The sequence below is a fragment of the Candidatus Paceibacterota bacterium genome (assembly GCA_035404205.1).
Lineage (GTDB): Bacteria > Patescibacteriota > Minisyncoccia > UBA6257 > JAVHQB01 > JAVHQB01.
Window position 1 is genome coordinate 1 of sequence record DAONGQ010000001.1, and the last position, 22,949, is coordinate 22,949.

At 40.1% G+C, this 22,949-nt stretch carries 16 protein-coding genes and 1 tRNA gene; 3 read left to right on the plus strand and 14 right to left on the minus strand.

Annotation, left to right across the window (positions count from 1 at the left end):
- Nucleotides 1–237: hypothetical protein (locus tag PK547_00005; protein HPR91116.1), on the plus strand; the 237-nt coding region annotated here is incomplete at its 5' end.
- Nucleotides 238–620: 383 nt separating this feature from the next.
- Here the strand turns inward: PK547_00005 and pilO are convergent.
- Nucleotides 621–1,184: a type 4a pilus biogenesis protein PilO gene (pilO, locus tag PK547_00010; GenBank protein HPR91117.1), complete on the minus strand. Its 564-nt coding sequence runs from the start codon at nt 1,182–1,184 to the stop codon at nt 621–623.
- An 84-nt stretch (nt 1,185–1,268) separates the two neighbouring features.
- On the opposite strand from pilO, the gene dprA reads away from it, so the two are divergent.
- The gene (dprA, locus tag PK547_00015; GenBank protein ID HPR91118.1) at nt 1,269–2,336 is read left to right on the plus strand and encodes a DNA-processing protein DprA; all 1,068 of its coding nucleotides are present in this window, start codon (nt 1,269–1,271) and stop codon (nt 2,334–2,336) included.
- Between the two features lie 22 nt (nt 2,337–2,358).
- A complete protein-coding gene (gene topA / locus PK547_00020; protein ID HPR91119.1) occupies nt 2,359–4,497 on the plus strand; it encodes a type I DNA topoisomerase in 2,139 nt (712 codons plus the stop codon).
- A gap of 28 nt (nt 4,498–4,525) precedes the next feature.
- Here the strand turns inward: topA and PK547_00025 are convergent, their stop codons facing one another.
- The 13 genes from PK547_00025 to PK547_00085 form a co-directional block, all read right to left on the minus strand.
- On the minus strand, nt 4,526–6,022 hold the full coding sequence (locus tag PK547_00025) for a RelA/SpoT family protein (protein HPR91120.1): 1,497 nt from the start codon (nt 6,020–6,022) through the stop codon (nt 4,526–4,528).
- 78 nt (nt 6,023–6,100) lie between these two features.
- Nucleotides 6,101–7,702 (minus strand): ParB/RepB/Spo0J family partition protein, encoded by a 1,602-nt coding sequence (locus PK547_00030; GenBank protein ID HPR91121.1) that lies wholly within the window; start codon nt 7,700–7,702, stop codon nt 6,101–6,103.
- A gap of 97 nt (nt 7,703–7,799) precedes the next feature.
- Nucleotides 7,800–8,570 (minus strand): ParA family protein, encoded by a 771-nt coding sequence (locus PK547_00035; GenBank protein ID HPR91122.1) that lies wholly within the window; start codon nt 8,568–8,570, stop codon nt 7,800–7,802.
- A gap of 73 nt (nt 8,571–8,643) precedes the next feature.
- Nucleotides 8,644–8,727 (minus strand) — tRNA-Leu (locus tag PK547_00040).
- A gap of 51 nt (nt 8,728–8,778) precedes the next feature.
- Nucleotides 8,779–9,624 (minus strand): bifunctional 5,10-methylenetetrahydrofolate dehydrogenase/5,10-methenyltetrahydrofolate cyclohydrolase, encoded by an 846-nt coding sequence (locus PK547_00045; GenBank protein HPR91123.1) that lies wholly within the window; start codon nt 9,622–9,624, stop codon nt 8,779–8,781.
- Nucleotides 9,625–9,967: 343 nt separating this feature from the next.
- A complete protein-coding gene (locus PK547_00050; GenBank protein HPR91124.1) occupies nt 9,968–11,371 on the minus strand; it encodes an MBL fold metallo-hydrolase in 1,404 nt (467 codons plus the stop codon).
- A gap of 16 nt (nt 11,372–11,387) precedes the next feature.
- Complete coding sequence (gene glyA / locus PK547_00055; GenBank protein HPR91125.1) at nt 11,388–12,644, minus strand: serine hydroxymethyltransferase; 1,257 nt, start codon at nt 12,642–12,644, stop codon at nt 11,388–11,390.
- A 119-nt stretch (nt 12,645–12,763) separates the two neighbouring features.
- Nucleotides 12,764–14,284 carry a hypothetical protein gene (locus PK547_00060; protein HPR91126.1) on the minus strand — a complete coding sequence of 507 codons (1,521 nt, stop codon included), beginning with the start codon at nt 14,282–14,284 and terminating at the stop codon, nt 12,764–12,766.
- A gap of 101 nt (nt 14,285–14,385) precedes the next feature.
- A complete protein-coding gene (locus tag PK547_00065; GenBank protein HPR91127.1) occupies nt 14,386–16,632 on the minus strand; it encodes a fibronectin type III domain-containing protein in 2,247 nt (748 codons plus the stop codon).
- Between the two features lie 34 nt (nt 16,633–16,666).
- A complete protein-coding gene (locus tag PK547_00070) occupies nt 16,667–17,929 on the minus strand; it encodes a prepilin-type N-terminal cleavage/methylation domain-containing protein (GenBank protein ID HPR91128.1) in 1,263 nt (420 codons plus the stop codon).
- 77 nt (nt 17,930–18,006) lie between these two features.
- Nucleotides 18,007–18,366: a four helix bundle protein gene (locus PK547_00075; GenBank protein HPR91129.1), complete on the minus strand. Its 360-nt coding sequence runs from the start codon at nt 18,364–18,366 to the stop codon at nt 18,007–18,009.
- Nucleotides 18,367–18,434: 68 nt separating this feature from the next.
- Nucleotides 18,435–20,663 carry a LamG domain-containing protein gene (locus tag PK547_00080; GenBank protein ID HPR91130.1) on the minus strand — a complete coding sequence of 743 codons (2,229 nt, stop codon included), beginning with the start codon at nt 20,661–20,663 and terminating at the stop codon, nt 18,435–18,437.
- Nucleotides 20,664–20,672: 9 nt separating this feature from the next.
- A partial coding sequence (locus tag PK547_00085; protein HPR91131.1) for a fibronectin type III domain-containing protein occupies nt 20,673–22,949 on the minus strand: 2,277 nt, incomplete at its 5' end.

A 22,949-nucleotide genomic window follows, 5' to 3' on the forward strand; every position in this document is an offset into this window, starting at 1 on the left:
GTGACGCGCTCTAACCAACTGAGCTATATGCCCAAAAAGGAAACAACTAACTGGGTCATGATGGCCTCGTCATTACCCACCGTGGCGGGCGCTGCTCTAACCTCCGCCAGCCGGCGGATGAGCTATATGCCCAAAAAGGAAACAACTAACCGCACTCTTGATGGCCTCGTCATTACCCACCGTGGCGGGCGCTGCTCTAACCAACTGAGCTATATGCCCAAAAAAAGAAACAACTAACCGCACTCTTGATGGCCTCGTCATTACCCGTCCGCCACGGCGGACGGGCGCTGCTCTAACCTCCGCCATCCGCCCAATCGGCGGAGGCGGATGAGCTATATGCCCAAAAATTCAAAAGCACACTAATATAACAAATTTTAAAAAAAATTACCAGATAAGTTTATTTGCCAAATTGAGGAAAACTTGTTTTGAACTGGTCCAATTTATTCAAATCAAATCTTGTGTTATCAACCGGGATATTTTTTTTCGGGAACCCGACCAGCTGCCAAGACTTACCCACTAAAAAAAATAAAGCATAACCAATTACCCCCAAGAGCAAAACAATTAGCGCTAGCGAGGTGATTAAATACTTCAAATCTCCCTGATTTATTTTGTTTGCTGAATTAATTGGCATTTTTATCATTTACATAAATCTTACCGTTAGCATTCATCAGATACATCCCCCTGTTTATGTTGTTGAGCGCCCCCTCATCTTGTTTATCAATATTAAAAGAATCTAGTTTAATAAAATAAGGCAAATCGGACAGGTCGGCTAGGAACTGTTTAATATTGGGTAAATTGCCGGTTAAACTGAGGCGAAAACTTTGGCTTGCCGGCTCATTACCAGAGGCAGGGTTCAATATTTCAAAACTGATAGTAGTCAATACCTGCGAAGACTTTCCTAAGTCTTGGATACGAGCCTGAACATTAATTAAGTCGTCTGGCGTCGGCAATAAATTATTCAAAGCATTGCTATCAACTATTATGTTTTTTTTCTGGTCTAATAATAAATTATAAGTTTTTAGAAAGGCTTGGTCTAGGAGAGCCTGAGTTCTTATGGTTTCCACTTTGTTGGCCAATTTATCAGCATCTTTGGACACAAAAAAAATAACTAGAATACATACTACCAGAATAAGGACGCCTATGCCAACTATTTTGATTATTTTTTTCTTATATTCGTCATTCATGCCATTGTTTTTTAGGGTTTTTCTAGGATATAATATATCTGACTATTCCTTCATTATAATGGCTATTATTTTTTTTATCAACCTATGAGCGACGCTCCGTTGCTTCATGCCCTAAATATTATTCTGGGAGAACAACGCCTCAAGTTGTTAACTTGGGTGCTTAAGGATAAATTAACCCTGAATGATTGTTGGCTTAATCTGGCCGAACTCACCAAGGACAGCGGAATGGAAAGCAAGAAAGCTCTCTTCCCTATTGACAAAGAATACTCCAAACTAGCAGATACTCATATTGAACTCACTACAATAAATGATCCTAATTATCCGTCTTATTTAAAAGAAATCCCCTTTCCGCCTTTGGGTCTTTATACCCAAGGATTACCATTGCCACAAAATTTTAATTTGAACTTAGCTATAGTTGGTACCAGAAAAATGTCTGCTTATGGCGAAACTATTATCAAAAAATTTGTTCCCGCCCTTGCCAAAAACCATATTAATATCATAAGCGGTTTGGCTTTGGGAGTTGATTCATACGCTCACCGTGAAACTTTAAAGTCTAATGGCTACACTGTAGCCGTACTCGGTTCCGGTTTGCATGGTATTGCCCCTCTTACCAACACCTCTCTAGCAGAAGAGATTATCGCCCAAGGCACAATCGTCTCAGAGTTTCCTCCCAACGCACCACCTTTAGCTTATCATTTTCCCTTAAGAAATAGAATTATTAGTGGTTTAAGTCGCGCCATTTTGGTAATTGAAGCTCCACTAAAAAGCGGTTCGCTTATTACTGCTAAATACGGATTAGACCAAAATAGGGATATTTTGGCCGTACCCGGTTCCATTTTCGATCTCAATAGCGTCGGCGTAAACAATTTAATTGCTCAGGGCGCTAAACCAATAAGACAAGTAGAGGATATCTTTGAAGCCTTTGGCCTAAACAATGCTTGCCCCCCAACAGATTGCACCGATATAAAACTGTCTTCTGAGGAGGGGCTTGTTTTAAATATTATTAAAGACAACCGCCCCTGTCATGTTGACAAAATAGCCACTCTCGCTAAACTAAGGCCAGCTTGTGTTTTAGCTACCACGACATTATTAGAGCTCAAAGGCCTAATCAATGATGCTGGTAATGGTTATTTTTATTTAAATACGCCCTAGAATTTATCTTACCAAATAAAACATGGAGAAAACACTTATTATTGTAGAATCTCCTACTAAGGCCAAAACTATAGAATCTTTTTTAAACAAACAAAAAAAGACTTTTACGGTTGTTGCCTCTAAGGGTCATGTAAGAGATTTACCCAAAAGCAAATTGGGAGTTGATGTAGAAAATAACTTTGCTCCCCAATATATCATTCCCACTAAGGCCAAAAAGACAGTGGCTGAACTCAAAAAATTAGCTGCCCAATCCCCTCGCATTATTCTAGCCACAGATGAAGACCGCGAAGGTGAGGCGATTGCTTGGCATATTAAATATATTTTAGACAATGACACCGCCACCAAAAAAGAACGTCCTGAAATTGAAAGGATTACTTTTCACGAAATTACTGCCTCTGCCATTGAAACAGCTTTAAATAACCCTAGAGATATTGATCTTCATCTCGTAGATGCTCAGCAAGCCCGCAGAGTTTTGGATCGTTTAGTGGGTTATAATTTATCCCCCTTCTTATGGAAAAAAATTATGAAAGGGCTATCAGCTGGCAGGGTGCAATCAGCAGCCTTAAAAATTATTGTCGACAGGGAAAGAGAAATTAAGGCTTTTGAAATTAAACCCTACTATTTAGTTTTAGGCACTTTTGCGGCTAAAAAAGTTTATCCATTTAAAGGTGAACTCAATAAAATTAATACCACCAAAGTTACTCGAGATACTTTTAAAAGCCTAGAGGAAGCAAATAAGATAGCCAATGAAGCAAGAACTGGTTTAGCTAAAATCACTGGGCTAAAGCCTTCACAGCTGAATAAACATCCCTACCCCCCATTTACTACATCTACCCTGCAACAAGGCGCCTGGAATCGACTCCATTTTTCTGCCAAGAAAACCATGAGCTTGGCCCAAGAATTGTATGAAGGCATTTCGCTCAATGGGAAACTGACTGGCTTGATTACCTACATGCGCACTGATTCTTTAAATATTTCTAAATTAGCCCAACAAGCAGCTGAAGATTATCTAATAAAAACTTATGGCAATGCTTATAGCGTAAAAGGCGGGCGTTTTTATAAAAATAAGGCTAAATTGGCGCAAGAGGCTCATGAAGCCATCAGACCCACCAACCCTCAGCTAACACCTACAGACCTCAAAGATTCTCTTTCTCCGGACCAATATAAGCTCTACAGCCTCATTTGGAATCGTTTCCTGATGTCGCAAATGCCTGACGCTGTTTATACTAATGTTACCTTGGAAATAACTATCACCAATACTAATAAATTTGTTTTTAATAGCGCCTTAAAGCATTTAGATTTTGACGGTTATCTAAGGCTAGAAAACAACAATACCGAAGAAGATAATTTTTTACCCACTGATTGGCCTAACATTTTTAAAATTCAATCTAATCTAGATATCCAAAAAATTGAAGTCAGCGAGCATCAAACCGAACCGCCGGCTCGATATAATGAAGCCTCTCTCATAAAGACATTAGAAGAATATGGCATTGGTCGCCCCTCTACTTATGCGCCTATTATCGCTACCTTGGAAAATCGTTACTATATGGAAAAGAATAATCGTGCTTTTATTCCCACCCCTTTGGGTATTCAGGTTTGTGAAATGCTAGAAATTAATTTTCCCCAAATTGTCGACCTTAATTTTACCGCTACCATAGAAAATAATTTTGATGATATCGCCGAAAACAAAATCGATTGGGTAAAGGTCATCAGAGACTTTTACGAACCCTTTAAAGCTAACTTGGATGAAAAATATAATAGCGTTGTTAAGATTGATACCACAGAGAAAACTGATGAAATTTGCGACAAATGCGGCTCACCTATGGTTATTCGTACTGGTCGTTTTGGAAAATTTCTAGCTTGTTCTAACTTCCCCAAATGTAAAAACACTAAAACCCTCAAACAGAATCAACTTAATATTAAATGCCCCAAATGCCAAATTGGAGAGGTGGTCATACGCCATAGCAAGAAGGGCAAATCTTTTTATGGCTGTTCTCGTTACCCTGACTGCGACTTTATTTCTAACTATAAACCAACAGGGGAAAAATGCCCTGAGTGCGGTTACCCTTTGACAAGCTACAAGTTAAAAAACGGCAGCACTGTTATTAAATGTAGCAATCGCCATTGCAAATATAAAAGCACTAACGAAAAAGAGCTTTAAGGGCTCTTTTTTCAAAAGTATTTTTTTGTTATTTATTTTCTCCTTTGCGAACCTCTTCCTGAATTTTCTTCTTCACTGTCGCCATTTTTACAAAATTCACCCATGAAGAAGATGGCTTTTTCCCTTTTTTGGTAATAATTTCCACCACGTCTCCCGACTGCAGTTTTGAATCTAGAGCTACCATATTGCCATTGACCCTTGCCCCCATACAGGAATTGCCAACATCGTTATGGATACAATAAGCAAAATCAACAGGGGTAGCTCCTTCTGGCATATCAATTACGTCCCCTTTGGGTGTGAGAGCAAAAATTCTATCAGAAAAAAAATCTATTTTAAGCGACTCTAGAAATTGTGAACTATCAGTAAAAGATTGCTGCCATTTTTGCAGTTGTGAAACCCAAGCTATCTTAGAAAGAGCCTTAAAATCAATTTTGCCTCCCTTTTTATAGGATTTTTTCCTTTTATTTTCTCCATAAAACCAATGAGCGGCGATACCATATTCAGCTGCCTGATGCATAGCTTCCGTCCTAATCTGCACTTCAATAATTTGTCCTTCGTCGGCAATAACAGTGGTATGAATACTTTGATAACCGTTGGGCTTGGGCAAAGCGATATAGTCCTTAAAACGCGTTGGCAAAGGTTTCCATAAATGATGAATTAAACCTAGGGCCGTATAACAATCTTCGGGAGTGTCTAAAATCACTCTTAAGGCGACCAAATCATAAACCCGGTTTATATCCATATCCTCCTTGCGTAATTTACGCCAAACGCTAAAAAGATGTTTAGCTCTAAACTGAATCTCTCTTACTTTGACTCCATTCGTTTCCAAATATTTTTTCAACTCAGGCGCAGTTTTAATAAGAAAGTTCTCCTTCTCTTTATATTTTTTGCCTATTAGTTGCTGAACTAAACGATATTCCTTAGGAAACACATAGGGAAAGGCTAAATCTTCTAACTGAGCCCCTACTACCCCTATGCCTAATCTATAAGCAATGGAAGCATAAATATCGAGTGTTTCTTTAGCTATTCTGAGTTGTTTCTCTTTGGGTAACACCCAAAGGGTTTTCATATTATCTAATCGATCGGCAAACTTTATAATTACCACTCTAATATCTTGAGCCATGGCCAAAATCATGTTTCTGAAATTCTCTGCTTGCTTGTCCTCTTCTGAAACATTCTTATACTTTAGGCCACCTACTTTGCTAACACCTTTAACCAAAAAAGCGATTTCTGGACCAAACTGTTTTCTCAACATTTCTATGTCAACAGCCGTATCCTCTATGGTATCATGGAGAAGCCCAGCTGCAATAGTAGGCATATCCATTTTTAAAGTAGTTAACTCTAAGGCAGTGCGCAAGGGATGGCAAATATAAGCTTCCCCCGTTTTCCTTGTTTGGTTGGCATGAGCGGACACGGCAAAATTATAAACTTCCTCTAAAAAATCCAAGTCTTCTTGGGATAAATAATCAAGATGTTTAATTAAATCTTTATACAGTTCTTCTTTTGTTTTTGTGGGCGCAGACATAGGATTCAATAATGTCTAATTTTTAATGACCAATGTCCAAACTGCAGCCACATTCCAGACTCTAAAGCCAAGAATATTTTACACTGTTCCAAATTCTGGCAAATCGGCTCCAGTTTTATTAATAGGTTCGGATAGTTGAACATTTGGAGATGCTTGCTCCGCTAAAGCATCCTTATTGGCTAAAAGGGTTTTAAGAATTGTTTCTAATTCGTCTTTGCTATAAAACTTAATGGCAATTTCCCCCTGTTCTCCTTTTTTCTTGAAATCGACTCTTGTCTTAAAAATATTTTCCAAGAGTTCTTTCAATTGCAAGTCAGAATTATTCATGGAAGCAGACATTCTATTGCCTCTTGTTTTCTGGCTCAACATTTCTGGGCTCAGGTAAGATTTGGCAATTTCTTCGGCTTCCCTGCCAGAAATATTCTTCGACAAAATAATTCCTAAAAGAGCTCTTCTTTTTTCAGGGTTGGGTAAGAGCAGAATAGCGCGTGCATGACCCTCATTAATCTTCCCCTCTTCCATGGCTTTTTGAGCTTCATAAGGGAGTTGCAAAAGCCTGAGAATATTGGCTACATATTCACGACTTTTACCCATCTTGGTAGCCACCGCCTGCTGAGATAAGCCAAACTCATTCATAAGTCTAGTGAATGCCCGCGCTTTGCTGATAGAATTTAAATCTTCTCTTTGAATATTTTCTATTAGTGCTAACTCTAGTTTTAGTTTCTCATCTAAACTTTCCTTGATAATAACAGGCACCGTCTTCAAACCTAAAAGCTTAGAGGCTCTTAATCTTCTTTCTCCAGAAATCAATTGATAGTGAACTTTAGTACCGTTTTCCGTTTCTTCTTCCTGTCGGCTCACTACCAGAGGCTCCAAAATACCGTATTCTTTAATAGAAGAAGCTAATTCCCATAAACTCTCGTTATTAAAATCTTGACGAGGCTGTTGAGTATTAGGAATAATCTTATCTACCTCGATTTGGAATATTTTACCTTTAATATCGCTAAAGTCTTGTTTAGAATCGACTGAAGAAGTAGGGTTATGATTTAAGGAGATATCTTCGTTTGGCAATGATTGAATGGGGTCCAAATCTAGAGGAGATAAAGGCGAAGCAGATTCAAATTTTTGCCTGGAGTTAGCTTCCTCGCCAGGAACATTGTTTTTTATCTCGGATAAATTTGGCGCTATTGAGGAAATAGTTTCCTCGTGTTCCTCTGAGCCATTAGCCGTAATGTGATTAGAATGGCCTGCAAAAGAAGCATCGGAGTAACCTTCCTGAGAATCTAGAGAAGAAAGAGAGCTGAAATCAAAAACATTATTATCAAATTTTATATCAACATCATTTTTGTCGTTATGGTCTACGTCATCCTCCAAAAAAATAGGCGACACATAAGAATTGGCGATAGTGGGAGTATCTATAGAAGAAGGAGGGGTTAGTACCTTTCCTTGGTTTGCCCCGATTGTATCGGTAGAATCTAGTTCTTTTTTGCCAAACATCATTGTGCTAGCAGGGTCATTAAATATTGGCGCGGAGGTTTGTCCTGAGCCTGCCGAAGGAACTTGTCCTGAGCTTGCCGAAGGATGCATTTTATTGGGAATTAAAGACTGCAGTCCTCTTCCGAGACCTCCATTGTCTAAATAATTGGTTCCGTTTATATTACCGTTTGAGTAGTCGTCCATGAGCAAAAATAATTTTCAATTTACAATTTACGAATTTACTAAATAATTTCGATTATACTTGGCTACGTTTTTCAATTTCTTGCTTAGCTTATTAAATTTAGTTGCCCTCCATTCTTGCAATAAATTCTTGAGCCAGCTGCCTAAAAGCTTGAGCGCCATCAGATAATGGCCTATATTGAAAAATAGTTTTCCCAAAACTTGGAGCTTCTGCCAACTGTACTTGGCGAGGTATTTCGGTGTTAAAAACAAACCCTGAAAAGTTGCGTCTTATGTCTTTAGCAACCATCTGGTCTAGTTTGTTCCTCTTGTCATACATAGTTAAAACTACGCCCAAAATTTCTAAGTTGTGTCCCAGATTTTCCTTAATAAGATCCAAAGATTTTTTTATTTGGGCCAAGCCCTCCAGCGCATAATATTGAGTTTGCGCAGGAATCAAAATATAATCAGAGGCCATGAGCCCATTCAAGTTGGTAATATTTAGTGATGGTGGCAAATCAATTAATATATAATCGTACAACTTCAAAAGAGGCTCAATAATCAATTTCAAATGAGCTTCCCTGCTTTCGGTATTTAAAAGCTCAATCTGCGCGCCAGCTAAATCTTGATTAGATGGGATTAGGTCATAATTTAGCATTCCCGTTGATTTGATACAACGGAGAAGAGACCCTGCATTCCAGAGTAGAGTATAAACGGTGTCCTTTTGCTCTTCTGGCACAAGTCCCAAGCCTGATGTCGCATTAGCCTGAGGGTCCAAGTCTATAAGGAGAACTGTTTTCCCCAAGACACTTAAATAGGCTCCTAGGTTTATCGCTAAGGTAGTTTTTCCGACTCCCCCTTTTTGATTACAGATAGCAACAACTTTAGCCATTAGTTATTTATTACCGTCATACTATAACATAAAAACTCGCCCCAGGCGAGTAATCATAAATAACTATAAAAAGTGCCGAGGGAGGGACTCGAACCCTCATGAGGGAAACCTCGCAGGATTTTGAGTCCTGTGCGTCTACCGATTCCGCCACCTCGGCTAAAATTTGCCACTACTATAGCTTATAAACGGCACCTCTGTCAAAACTAAACTAATAAGAATTTTCCAAAAGTTTCAAAAGATTAACATATATCATAGAGACTGTGATGGGGCCAATTCCTCCTGGAACAGGAGTGATTTGGCAATCAGTTTTTTCTAGGCTAAGGACATCACAATCTCCACAAGGTTTACCATCCTTATGGGCATACGAAGCATCTAGGATAATGGACCCGCTTTTGACATTATTTTTATTAATTAAACCCGGCTGCCCCACCCCCGTGACAATGATGTCTGCTTCTTTTAGATAATGGCTTGCATCAACAGTTTTGCTGTTAAGAATACTCACCGTCGCCCCTTGGTTAATCGCCCAAATCGCAGTCGGTTTTCCCACCAAATTTCCTCTGCCCATCACCACCACATTTTTTCCTCTTAAATCGATTTTTAAACTAGCTAAAATGCAAGCGCAGGCAGCCGTCACTGGCGGTAATATGATATTGCTACCGTTATACAATTTACCCAAATTTTTCTCGCAGAGAGAATCTACATCTTTGTTGGATGGGATAGCATTTAAAACACTCCTAACATTTATTCTCTCGGGCAATGGTAATTGCACTATTATGCCCTTAACGGCCGGCATCCTGCCAATCAGAGCTATTTCTTTTCTTAATTTCTCGGTGGTGATGTTTGCCGGATAACGATAAATTTTAAAACCAATTCCCAGTCTTTGGGCCATCTGCCATTTTTTCCGAATGAATATATTCGTGGCAGAATCGTCGCCCAAAACCACTACGGCGATTTTAATAACTACGCCTTTATGTAGATTCCTAAAAGAAACTAATTTAGTTTTAGTTTCCGCTTCCAGTTCTTGAGCTATCTTTTTCCCGTCAATAAGTTGCATGAAATATTAATTTACAAATTTACAATTTACTAAATAATTTACACTACTTGGATAGCCTTCCCTCCTTGGAACTGTCAACGATTTTCGAGAGTATCAGCACTATCTCCTGACACTCTTTCCATAGCTTACAACAGACAGTGGAGTGTTCTGAATGAACTATCGATAGTATTTATTGGATGACGAGAGGCGTATTGGTGGGGTTATTCCTTAGTTGCTGGCAAAATAAAATAATACTCTCACCAAATTTTTCTGTTCTTTCCTCCAGATTGTAATCCATGAACGCTCTGCGTAAATTAGAGTTTATTTGAAAATTGAAAATTGGTAAATTGAAAATTGATGTATCCTAAAACTCGTATGTCACTCCTTTCTCTACTAATTGTACATTGGGAGCAATCTTTTTAAATTCCTCCGGATATTCAGTGTGAATAGGAATAACTAATTTAGGCTTAAGGATATCCATCACTTCCCCTAATTCCAAGCCAGAGATATGCCCAGAAGCATGGGCTCGCACGGGGTCGCTCATGCCAAAAAAGTGTATCCAATTATTAAAGCGTTCTTCCGAAATGGCCATTTCTTCACTGTGCGGTTCGGTACTAGCCCTAAAGAACATACTTCCCTTTTCCGGTTTCAAATCTATCAGTTCCTGGATTTGATAAAAACCTAACCCCAAAAGATAGTGGTTTTGGTTTTCTCTAATTTCTTCTGCGCTAACCACACAAATATCTTTATTCTGTTGGAGTAATTCTTTTTCCCAATCGCTATAAACCGTTTTCAGCCGATGGTAGATTAAAACATTATCTAGGCTGCAAGGCAAGAGCTGCTTTTCCCTCAGGTAATTCAAATAATAATAATTATTAGCGGGAATAGCAAAACTTCTTTGAACCGCTTGAGCTAATTTAGAAAGGGTGGCGAAACGGCTGACATCGGCAATAGAATAATCTGTGGCTACCAAGCCCTGAGCGCTTTTGATTAATTCATAAGCTTCTTTATAGACTTCATCTTCACCAATTTTATTTTCTGATTTAATTCTTGTGCCCTCGCAAAGGAAGATATCTATTTTTTCTTTGGCAAGAGCAGCTAGACTCTCTCTTACTATTTTTTCTCTTTCTCCATAAAGCCTAAAATCCCCCGAGTACAGCAAATTACCTGCGCTGGTTCTGATAAGAAACATCATGGCTCCCGGCACCGAATGGTCCATAGCATAAGGAGTAATTTCTAAGTTTTTAATTTTAAAAGTTTGCCCAGGCATTACCGCCCTAATGTCTCTTTGTTTCACAGCGCTATTTTTATGACCTAACCCCCTGGTTTTGAAGGTAACAATTTCATTTTCCAAATTAGCTGGTCTTACCACCGAAAAAGCTTCTATTACTGACTTAGTCTCTCCAGAAGTATAAACAGGAATCCTCTCGTCTAAAAAAGAAACGTCGGCTACGTGGTCCATATGCCCATGGGATAAAAGTAATCCATCTATCGCAGGCTCTTTATGGAGAGCGAAAGGCAAATTATTTTCCGCTTCGAGCATATGTAAAAAATCTAGCCTATAAATACCTTCCATTTGGGGTATCAAGCCCAACGATAAAAAATCATGGATGCCATGATAAGCTCGAGGCTGCAGAAACTCTTCAAAGTACTTACCCGCCTCTTTATAGCTTTTACCGAAATCTAAAAACAATCTGGTCCCCTTATCTTCCAGTAAAATCTTATTCCCGCCGATTTCGTTAATACCGCCATGAAAGGTTAATTTCATGAATACTGAAGATTGATTAATAAGGCAATGGAAACTGCCGACACAATTTTTTTACTTCTTTATTTATTAACGCTGGCTCAGTTTTGGTAATGAGAACCTCCTTGAACCAATACGCAATAAGTTTCATTTCTTTTTCACCTAACCCTCGGCTAGTGAGCGCGGGCGTGCCTAGTCTTAAGCCAGTAGGATTAAAGGGCTTCGTATCGAAAGGCAAAGAGTTTCTATTAGCCAATATACCGGCATTTTCTAAAAGCATTTCCGCTGTTTTGCCGTCAAGATGGATAGGATTTAAGTCGATGAGCATCAAATGATTATCTGTGCCGCCAGTCAATAGCGTAAAACCGTTTTTTTGCAGTTCTCGAGCCAAAACTTTGGCGTTCTTTAAGATTCCTTTTGCGTATTTCTTAAAGCCAGGCTTTTTATCTAAATAAAAAGTTAAGGCTTTGGCCGCTGTAATATTATCGTGGGGTCCTCCTTGCAAACCAGGGAAAACTGCTTTATCTATCAAAGGCATTAAATCTGTGCGAGCAAAAATAACGGCTCCACGAGGACCTCTTAATGTTTTATGGGTAGTCATCATAACCACATCCGCCCAAGGAAAAGGGTTGGAATGCAAGCCAGAAGCCACCAGACCGGCAATATGGGAAATATCAGCCAAATGAAAAGCTCCATATTTTTTAGCGATTTGACCTATTCGCTTAAAATCAATTTCTCGGGGATAGGCAGTATAACCGGAAATAATCAATTTTGGTTTGTGTTGTTGGACTAATTTTTCCAACTCTTCATAATCAATCAAACCAGTAATTTTATTAACACCGTATTGAACAGAATTATAAAATTTCCCAGAGAAATTAACCTTGTGTCCGTGAGTGAGGTGCCCCCCTGAAGCCAAATTCATGCCCATAACAATATCTCCTGATTGGATTAATCCAAAATAAACAGCCATGTTGGCTGGCGAGCCGGAATAGGGCTGAACATTAACCTGCCAATCATTGCCCAAATTAAAAAGTTTTTTCGCTCTTTTTTGCGCTAAAAGTTCAATTTTGTCTATTTCTTTATTACCTGGATAATATCTTTTTCCTGGGTAGCCTTCCGAATATTTATTCATTAAGGGAGTGGCAACTACTGACAATAAAGATAAAGGCGCAATGTTTTCTGAGGGAATCAGGTTCAAAGTATTTTCTTGACGCTCTATCTCTCCCTTAATAAGGGAAGCTAATTCCTTGTCATCTTTTTCTACTACCTTAACTATTTGCTTTGTAAAAGCTTTCATGCCAGTCAGTTTATAAAGTTATAAAGTTTGTAAAACAAATACTAATTCTAACCAAAAACGTAAAATAAATAAATTTCATGTCTAAACCCGCATTGAATAGCGTGACAGGTGAGATGGACTTATTTAAGCCCAATTATCAAATCAAACTGCACTAATTGCTGACCCGGTTGCTCTGTGAACAATTTAGCTGGCATCTCTACGCTGCTAACAAAAGGTTGCTGTTTTATGTAATCCCTAAAACTCAAAGCCTTTTCCCTGGTAGCTGTTATAAAGGTGGCTGTAATTTTTTTATCACTATCCGAGCTAATCATTTTTACGCCTTCTAGACCAACAGCATTATCGGCGCTGAGAGCATCTAATACTGTCTGCCAATTATATCTTTTTTGGTTAAGATTAATGGCTACATCCAAATTCCTGTTAAAGTCATCTGCTTCTTTTTTGAGTAAGGAAGCCTCTTGTCTTTGCGCAGGACTAATATTAACACTAAGATTATTGCTCATCACATTTTTGACTGTAGGCCTGAATAAAATAAAGTCCACGCCAACAAATACGCAAGCCACAAATAACATCACAAAACTTACCGACTTCACCCAAAAAGAAAAATAATTATAATTGCGCGTTTCTTTGTATTTTTCTTCTGTCCCCACTGGCATAAGGCTTACCATAGAATCATTTTCTCGACGAACCAGCCCTCTCAAAGCTGTCCCGATAAGTGTATAGTCATCGCTACTTCTTTGGCGAAGAAAACTTGGTAAAGTTAGGCTAAAAGGTTTGAAACCAAAATCAGCTATCAAATATTGAGAAATCTGCTCATTAAAAACGGCGTTATTACTAAGGATATGAAAGCCATCAATAGTTTGGTTGTAGTGGCTTGCTAGATATGAGATTAACTTGGGAACTTCAAGGCCCAAGTACTTTTTTAACGCTTCCACTGATATATTTTTCTCCTTAGAGTCGTTAAGCATATCAACCCAAGATTCAAATGTTGGCAAAAGCAAAGAATTGTTACCATCGCTAATAGCCATATTTACTCCCTCTGGTTTGAAATTTAAGAGAAGAAAACTGCTATTCTGGGCATTGGTATAGCTGCAAACCAGGCGATTTAACCCCAAAAGATGGAATTCTACTGCCAAAACTTCAAAGCCACTGTCGCCAAAGCATTTTAGGTAAGGGTCAATTTTGGTTTTGGGCGCCAAAGTAATAAAAATTTTTTTATTAACATCCTCTGGAAGTGTCCAATCCTCAAAATCAAAATATGCTTCTTCTAGCTTAATGGGCGATACCAAACTCGTATTCAACCTAATCGCTTCTTGTAAATCTTTTTCGGAAGAAATATTGGGCAAGCTTAAAACATTAGTATAAAAAAGATTAGTATCCAAAGACAGGATTACATAAGTTTTTTCTTCTTTTCTTTGACCAAAATAAGTAGCCCTCGTTTGAGCTAGGATATTAGTTAATAAATCCGGTTTCAATAAATTCCCGCCATTAACTATCCCCTTGGGTAGCCCCACCTGAAAATCAACCCAAGTAGAATTTAGGTCGCTATTAAAGCCCAAACCTTTAATATAGGTATCAGTTAATTCTATACCAACAATTTTTTCTTTGGGCAATAACAATGTTTTGAATTCTTCTAAAGACATTCCTTCTTCTAATCAGTTATTAATCTTGAAAATATAAGACTTGCTTAGTGTATCATAACAAAAACACTTAACTATTTAAAGTCACAAATTGTCTGCGCCAATTACACTGGTGTACAGCACCTACTATCACAATTTGTGCAAGTACCATCTTGAACGCATGAACCGCTGCTACAATGCCAATTATAAATGGTTCTATATTGCCGCCAAGGATAGGCGCCACAAGAGCCATCTCCAGAACATCCGCTCCAGGAAGAGTAAGTAGTTCCGCAACCAGTCCCATTAGATGCTGTACAGCTTTGAATCCCGCCCCCTGGGTCAGTAGCAGACACACAAGACCCAGAGCCGTTGCAAGAATAGGTCGTATAATCACATACCTTTTCTCCGGTGCAACCACCATTCAAAACACAACCTCCACAGTTGCTATACGTCGGGGTACCACAAGTTGTTCCACTGGTACTTCTAGTGCCACAGCTGCAAGAAATAGTTGAGGAGCAGGTTCCACCGCTACAAACATTTTGATTCCCTTCACAAGTTGTATCGCAGGTCCCTCCAGTATAAGAACCAGTACAAGAGCCGCAAGACACACCATCTGTGCTCCTGGTACAGGTGCAAGATTGGGACTCTGAGAGGCAACCAGAAGGGCTACAAGTACGGGTTTGAGTGCCAGTAGCAGATGTTGCGCAAGTTGTAGAATACGAACAACCTGAGCAAGCACTCCATGAACCACAACTGCAAGTTGGTTGCGTAGTACTTGTGGTAGTTGTAGTTGGTACTCCGTTACCTGTGGCTCCATTAGAGATGTTACCCACTGTATCATACGCACAAACGCGGTAATAATAAGTAGTTCCGCCAGTTAAGCTGGTATGGATAGTCGAAGTACCCGAACCTAAATACACCTGGGTGCCGTTAGAACAAGCGGCATTAGGCGCCCCGGTAGTTAAAAAAACGACTTTATAAGTATTAGCAGCTGCCAACCCAGATCCAGTGTCTGAAAAACCAGACCAGGAAAGACTATTTTGATAATTCCCTGGAGTAACTGTCAAAGTTCCATCAGTAGGAACTAATTTATCTTGCCGCACTCTTTTATAATAAATTTGCGAAGCATTGTTTACATTATCCCAAGCAGCATATCGTATATAATTAGTACAATTACTACTAGCGGAACAAGTAAACGAGGTTGATACGCCAGTGGTTCCAGCTGATGGGTTGCAGGAGTTGTTCGTATCTGTGCAATATTTAGTGGTAGATACTCCCGCGCCAGAATCTGTAGGAGCAAGAGTGATTGTAACTGGACTATTAATGGTCCAATTAGAATCATCCCAATTATCTACCACTGTGGGCCCAGTAGCATCCCCTGTTTTTGTAATAGCACTCGCTGAGTTAGCGCCTATGCTATTAGTTAGTCTCATATTGATACTATAAGAAATATTATCTAGGGCAGTTACGCCTGTTTTTGAGCAGGTATAATTTGGTAAGGCGCCAGAAAGGGTTGCCCCAGACCAAGTCGTGCCACCATTGGTAGAATAATCGCAAGAAATAGCGGTATTAGAGCTGGTAAAGGGAGTAGAAATCTGATAAGTAGCTCCTACATAATTGCCATAAGCATAGTTTGACACTGTAACTGCTCCTGCTGTAGGAGGCTGCCCAGGAATAGCTAAAGTTTCTCCGCTCAAAGGACCCTCGCCTATAGCATTTACAGCTGAAACTTTATAATAATAATTAGCATTATCAGTTAAACCTGTATCAGAATAAGAAAGAGTATTGCCCAGGGTAGTTAATAGTGTTTCTCCTCCAGATGTTACCCCTCTATACACTTTGTAGTTACTAATACTGGCTGAATCCGCGCCCATTGGAGCAGACCAGGTAAGATTAACTCCGCCACTAGTAGATCCTGCCCATACGAGATTTTGCGGTGCATTTGGAACAGTCATTTCTTGAACAACACAAGGAGTATCAATTTCTTCTTCTTGGGAATATATTTTAAATTTTAAAGTATCGGCATCACGACTCGCTAAAGCTTTCAAGCTTCTAGTAATACCGCCTTTGATAGCCTTAGTTCTAATGGTATAGACCCCAGTATTGGGAGTATCAGGATAGTAACAAACACCCACAGTAATACCGTCCATTATAGTTGAATAATCCGTCACGCTCGGTTGAAGATTTAGCCTTGAGAGGGCATCTTGCAAGCCGCTATCAGTAGCCACCAAAACCTGATTGCTATTAGTATTGGAAGTATAATTAGCTAGACGGCTATTCTCTATCCACATGGTCGTTCCCGTCACCAAAACAATGATGGTGCCTAGTGCTATCATTGATGCTAATGCTGAAGCTCCTTTTTTAAAAACCATATTATTAATATAAAACTATTGAAAAACTTTGAGTCTAATTTTTAGTAAAGGCAACGGGCAATACGCCTATTTGCCCATCTGGATTAGTGACTTGTATCCCCCAAGTTCCACTCGCTACATTAGTTAAATCAAAGATACCCCCACTAAGTAAAGAACTACTAGAAACAGCTACTGGCGTAGTAGGGTAGACATCTTGATAACCACTCCTCACCAATTTTATGGTAGCTCCGGGTTTAAAATAAGTACCATGAACAGTAAATCCGCTTACGATTCCTGTTCCAGATACGGGTGAAATAGAAGTAATAGTAATTTTTGAAGGAGTATTTATGGTAAAAGTTAGATTTTCAGATCGAGAAACATTTTGATAAGGGGAAACATTGTAGCTTACTTTAAGATTTAAAACTATAGTAGCGGCCTTTGTTCTTGTATCTTGAACCTTATAATTGGAAGATGAGCAAACATTGGTGGCGTCACTTCCACCAGTTAAACAATTAAAGCTAATATAGCCAGCTACTTCTGACCAGGCCTGACCAGAGAATTCCCCTGTTGATTGATTAATAGTGACTCCATAATTTACACTCGAAGGGGCACAACCGCCAGTACCACCGCTATTCCCACAGAAGCTAATCCAGCCCATAGATTCAGACCAACCATAACCAGAAAGATTACCATTTTTATCAACAGAAACCTTATAATTAGAGGTAGCGCAATTGTTAGTGGCAATACAGTTGAGAAAGACATCGCCACAGCCTTCTCCCCAAGCTACCCCGTTAAGGTCGCCAGGAATAGTGGGAATGATGACGCTATTATTGCTTTTAAAATCTATCCAGCCAAACAAATCGTTGTAAGCCCATCTGTTAACCGGATCAATTCCTACACTTTGCGAAGGCACTATTTTAAAATCAAAATAATCTACTTTAACATCTGCGCCAGTAATAGGAACAGCCTCGGCCGACCCTTCACGGTAGAAAATAGAATCTCCGCTCAAACTATAGGCTATTTCTGAATCGCTATCAGTGGGAATCATAGTAATAGCGCCACTGGTAGCGCTGCTAATGGAGGCGGCACTACCAATGCTATTATTTAACCTCCTTTCGATATCTATTACGGTGTCATCAACCACTCTTTGCGCCTCATTAGAAGCTGCATTTTTTTTGATATTTAAAGCAATACCAGTCACTAATCCTCCTACTACCACAAACAGTACGCTATAGATAAGCAGTTCCACCAAAGTAAAACCTCTCTTCGTTGGACGAGGATAAAACTTAAAATTCTGGCTTTGGAATTTGGGAAACATGTTAGTTATAATTTTAAAGGCTAAATAATGTTAATACTCTGTTAATTTACAATTTACAATTTACTAAATAATTTACACTACTTAGATAACTTGCCCTTCTTGGAACTGTCGACAATTTTTGAGAGTATCAGCACTATTTCTTGGCATTCTTTCCAGAGCTTACGACAAGTATCGGATTGGTCAGGATTGCCTATGGATAACATTCTTAGCCAATGTTTGGTCTCGTGTGCTTCTTTCTTACTAATGTAAACTTTGTTGTAGAAATCCTTTTTAGAACTGGCTTCATTAGCTTCACAATAATTTGCTCCTATGCTGGTAGCGGAACGGATTATTTGAGTGATGAGGGGTGCATTGATAGGGTTATTCCTTAGTTGCTGGCAAAATAAAATAATACTCTCACCAAATTTTTCTGTTCTTTCCTCCAGATTGTAATCCATGAATGTTCTGTGTAAATTAGAATTTATTTGAAAATTGAAAATTGAAAATGTGTAAATTAATTACATTCTTACGGCGCATAATTAATTATAACACTTGTTACCGTCGGCGAGGTATTAATAGCGGGAACTAAAGTTATCTGATAACGAATATAACGCTTGTTTTGAACCGATGCCGCATTGGCAGAATAAAGGCCTGCGTAGGTAATAGGCACTATTATTCCCGCCCCAGAGGGGATGTAATAATCGCTGGTACTGGTTGGTCCGTAGTATGTCCAAGGTCCAGTCATAGAATTGGAGGCAGCTATTTGGAATTTAACCACACAGCTAGAACACAACGTTCCTTTCCACAAAAGATTAAAGTAGCCAGCGCCTTTTACGCTTTGCGTATCTATCACTGATGAAGTTAATGTGCCGCTAGAGGCAACAGACGTTAGCGATATTTGTCCGGGCACAATAGTAGAAATATTGCTAGCATTGGCGTAATCCTTGCCCCATTCCATGGTAGGCCCTTCTATGCCGCTTGAACCAGACCAATCGTTCTGGACCATACTGTTAACATTAAAAGCTCGAGTTAAGTATTGCTCTTGCGTATTAACTCTTCCGGGAGCACCCAACAAATAGCGAGTGACATTAATTATTTTCTTGGTATTGGGGTCATCATGGTCCTTGTTATACGTCGTTTCTAGATTATGAGTTGAGACTGTCGGGTCGCTGGTTATACTTCGAGAGACATTATTAACATAAAAATATCTTGTATAACCATCTTTATATTGATTAGCTATTTCATCAGGAGACAGGGCGCGATTATAAATACGCACTTCATCAATGAGACCATTAAACTTATGATTGGAATTGTTAATTTCATTACCAATATTGCAAGCATTGGTTGGCCACCTACTGGTTCCTGACCATGTAGCAGCCACGGTTTTTTTATTTACTCCATCAATAAACAAATTCTCGTTGGTGCCGCCATAGGTAAAACAAACATTATGGAATTGATTATCATACAAATTATCAGGTGCCACTACCGTGGGCTGGGTCGATCCACTATCCAACAAACACGTGAATTGTCCGGCACTATTTAAAAACATGGTAAGACCATACGTCAAACTAAAAATACCGTTCATTACCATCCCTGACGCCAATCCCGGCGTTTTAATCCACGCGCACACGGAGAAATTATATAAAGGGAAATAATCGTTACCCGTGCCAGCCTGAACTATGTCATCTACGCCATCAAAGTCAAGACAGCTACCAGCCACGCAGCCAGTGGTTTGCCAGGAAGGACCACTAACAAGCGTTCCGTTGTGAGCCCCCTGGGAATCATAAGCTATCGTGCCGCTCCCTTCATCTAGACTCCATTGAGCCACAAGCCCCAACCTATTGAGTCCCGCATTATAATGCTGTTTTACCTGGCTATCGCTTAGGGCATAATCATAAATACGAACATCGTCTATAACACCGTTCGTATAGTAGTTGGAGGTATATTTTCCTATTAAAACATTCGCAGTATTTGACCCTAATGATGCCGTAGTAGTAGATTTTAAGATTCCATTTACATATGATTTCATAAGACCAGATGAAGCATCAAATGTTCCCACTAAATGGTACCAAACTCCTGTTGTAAACGTAGTATTAAATCCTGCATTATATCTAGTGCCCGTAGGACCGAAAATGCTCCACATACAGCTAGAAAGGTTATCGCCATATATATAATAGGCACCGGAAGTACCGCCAGATCCTTTATCTATCAGCATCCAAGAAGTCGTACCATTAAATTTAATCCAACCTTCTGCGGTGATAGATAAGGGCATTAAATTGGTACCGTTCCCAGCATCTACATAGTTACTACTTCCATCAAAACCTAAACAGCTTCCATTTACGCAGTTAGGAGCGCTCTGCCAAGTGGGAGCATTAACGAGCGTTCCGTTATTAGTCCCAACATTATCATAAGCCACAGTTCCTGCACCCTCGTCAAAAGTCCATTGAGCGACAGGCGGTTTTTCATCAAAAGCTTTATCTTCTCCCGATTGAACTACCCAAGTGTTATTTTGTTGCGCTAGCTTGTAATGCTTCCCAATAGTTAAATCAGCAATAGAGTGCCAATCATTCCTAGCCATCGTTTCTAAGACGCTTTTCTGTCCTTTAAGAAGTGAAAGAGCAAAATTATTGGCCTTATTCACCCGCGCCATTACATTGCTTGTTGACATGGCCAAAATGCCCACATTGATAAACATCACTCCTATGGAGAGAGCGATAAGAATTTCTGTTAAAGACTGAGCCTTGATTTTCATCATTTTAAGCTATTAGCAGTTTGGCAGACAACAAACCCCTGCACATCCAGAAGCATCCAAAGGACAACCTGGATAATTTTGGCACGTAGTCAAGTCTTTCATACAAGTTCCACCGCTAGAGGTACAAGAAGGAGTATTATCACATTTACAATAAGTCCAGTATGCGGTATTTCCTGCGCAAACATTTTGTTTCTTTGTCATTGCTGTTGAGCAGGATCCATTAGTTTTAACTGTGCATGAAGTACTATAGTACTCATAGGTACTATCACCATATCCGCCAGTTCCTCCCGATGTAGTAGAAATTCCCGAGCATAACTTAGAAAGACCTGAGCAGACTGTACTGCAGGTGCTACCACTAGCAGCATTAAGCGTCCATGTAGCAGCTGGCTGGGTAGTAGTAGTGGTAGTAGTGGTAGGTACACCGGAATTAGTAGCTCCCGCAGAAATATTACTCATAGCATCATAGGCGCAAACACGATAATAATAAGTGGTCCCACCCGATAAGTTAGTATGGCTATATGAGGTAGCAGTACCTAAATATATCTGTTGCCCATCTACACAATTCGCACTAGGAGTAGCAGTATTGGCATATACCACTTTATAAGTATTTGTTGATGCCAAACCAGAACCAGCATCAGAAAAGCCGGACCAAGATAAAGAGTTCTGATAAGATCCTGGAGTAACAGTAAGAGTGCCATCTGTAGGCGCCTGGCTATCCTGTCTCACTGTTTCAGAGAAAATAGCCGAAGCGTTATTCACGTTATCCCAAGCAGCATACCTCACATATTGGGTGCAAGTGGAGCCGGCAGAACAAGTGACAGACACAGAGGTTCCTGTCGTTGCCGGCGTACAGGAATTAGCCGTATCTACGCAGTATTTGGTAGCGGCTACTCCAGATTTGGCATCAGTAGGAGTAAGAGTCACAGTGACAGGAGAAGTTGCCGTCCAGTTGTTTGTCCAGTTATCGGTGACAGTAGGAGCAACGGTATCTCCAGTTCTTGTAAGAGCGGTAGCCGTAGTGGTGCCGGCGCTATTCGTCGCCCGCATATTCAGCGTGTATGACGAGCCATCAGCAAAACCGGTAATGTTAGATTGAGTGCAGGTATAGTTAGGAACAGAACCGGAGAGGGTAGCTGCATACCAATTGGTGCCGCCATTCAAAGTGTACTCGCAGGAAGAAATAGTCACGCTGCTAGTAAAGCTAGCTGTGAGGGTAGTGACTGTGCCAGGAATATATGAAGCAGTGGAAGGAGTAGCTGTAAGAGTGCCAGCTGTAGGCAAAGTATTGCCAGCTATAGCGCTAGCGGTTGCTCCAGTAGAAGTATTAGAGAGGGCATCTAAAGCGCAGACACGATAGGAATAGGTATTGCCATTAGTTAAGCCCGTATGGGTATAGGTCGTGGCTGTACCGGAATACAAAGCTGTTCCACTACAGTTAGCAGGAGCAGTTGCTCCTGTGGCAAAGACCACCTTGTAAGGTGTAGTGGAATGTAGACCAGAACCGCTATCTGTGGCAGCTGTCCATGAGAGAGCTATCTGCCCGCTGCCTGGAGTAGCCGTTAAGCTTGGATTAGTGGGCGCCTGGCTATCCTGTCTCACTGGTTTAGAATAAATAGCCGAGGCATTTCCTGCCACATCCCAAGTAGCATAGCGGACATACTGAGTGCAGACAGTGCCTGCCCCACAAGTAACAGAGACTGAAGTCCCAACAGAACCGAGAGATGGATTGCAAGTGTTAGCTGTGTCCACACAATATTTTGTTGTCCCTACTCCTGAGCCGCTATCGGTTGGAGTAATGGTCACAGTTAGTGAGGTTGTCGCCGTCCAAACATCCGTCCAATTATCAGCAGCTGTGGGCAATACTGAATCGGCAGTTAGTGTGACTCCAGTAGCCGTAACAGTGCCATTAGCATTAGTGGCTCTCATATTAAAGGTATAGTTCGTCCCATTGGTGAGAGAAGCAAATGAACCTGTGCAATTATAATTAGGCAAGGTACCGCTCACTGTTCCCGCAGCCCAATTGGTACCATTATTGATAGTATAATCACAAGAAGTTATGGCCACGGAGCTATTAAAGGTGGTTTGAATGGTTCCAGAGGCAGCGACATAGGTGGCCGATGAAGGAGAAACCGTTACTGCGCCTGGAGTAATAGTCACAGGGGTAGCGCTAGCAGTGGTACCAGTAGACATATTGAGAGCCGCATCAATAGCGCAAACCCTATAAGAATATTGGGTGCCATTGGTTAATCCGGTGTGAGTATAGGTAATGGCAGTACCAGAATAAATTAC

Coding starts and splice junctions, on each gene's coding strand:
- PK547_00025 (HPR91120.1), bottom strand. CDS start 6,022: ATGTCTGCGCCCACAAAAACAAAAGAAGAACTGTATAAAGATTTAATT.
- PK547_00070 (HPR91128.1), bottom strand. CDS start 17,929: ATGTTTCCCAAATTCCAAAGCCAGAATTTTAAGTTTTATCCTCGTCCA.
- PK547_00050 (HPR91124.1), bottom strand. CDS start 11,371: ATGAAATTAACCTTTCATGGCGGTATTAACGAAATCGGCGGGAATAAG.
- topA (HPR91119.1), top strand. CDS start 2,359: ATGGAGAAAACACTTATTATTGTAGAATCTCCTACTAAGGCCAAAACT.
- PK547_00030 (HPR91121.1), bottom strand. CDS start 7,702: ATGGACGACTACTCAAACGGTAATATAAACGGAACCAATTATTTAGAC.
- dprA (HPR91118.1), top strand. CDS start 1,269: ATGAGCGACGCTCCGTTGCTTCATGCCCTAAATATTATTCTGGGAGAA.
- PK547_00075 (HPR91129.1), bottom strand. CDS start 18,366: ATGGATTACAATCTGGAGGAAAGAACAGAAAAATTTGGTGAGAGTATT.
- glyA (HPR91125.1), bottom strand. CDS start 12,644: ATGAAAGCTTTTACAAAGCAAATAGTTAAGGTAGTAGAAAAAGATGAC.
- PK547_00060 (HPR91126.1), bottom strand. CDS start 14,284: ATGTCTTTAGAAGAATTCAAAACATTGTTATTGCCCAAAGAAAAAATT.
- PK547_00065 (HPR91127.1), bottom strand. CDS start 16,632: ATGGTTTTTAAAAAAGGAGCTTCAGCATTAGCATCAATGATAGCACTA.
- pilO (HPR91117.1), bottom strand. CDS start 1,184: ATGAATGACGAATATAAGAAAAAAATAATCAAAATAGTTGGCATAGGC.
- PK547_00045 (HPR91123.1), bottom strand. CDS start 9,624: ATGCAACTTATTGACGGGAAAAAGATAGCTCAAGAACTGGAAGCGGAA.
- PK547_00035 (HPR91122.1), bottom strand. CDS start 8,570: ATGGCTAAAGTTGTTGCTATCTGTAATCAAAAAGGGGGAGTCGGAAAA.
- PK547_00080 (HPR91130.1), bottom strand. CDS start 20,663: ATGATGAAAATCAAGGCTCAGTCTTTAACAGAAATTCTTATCGCTCTC.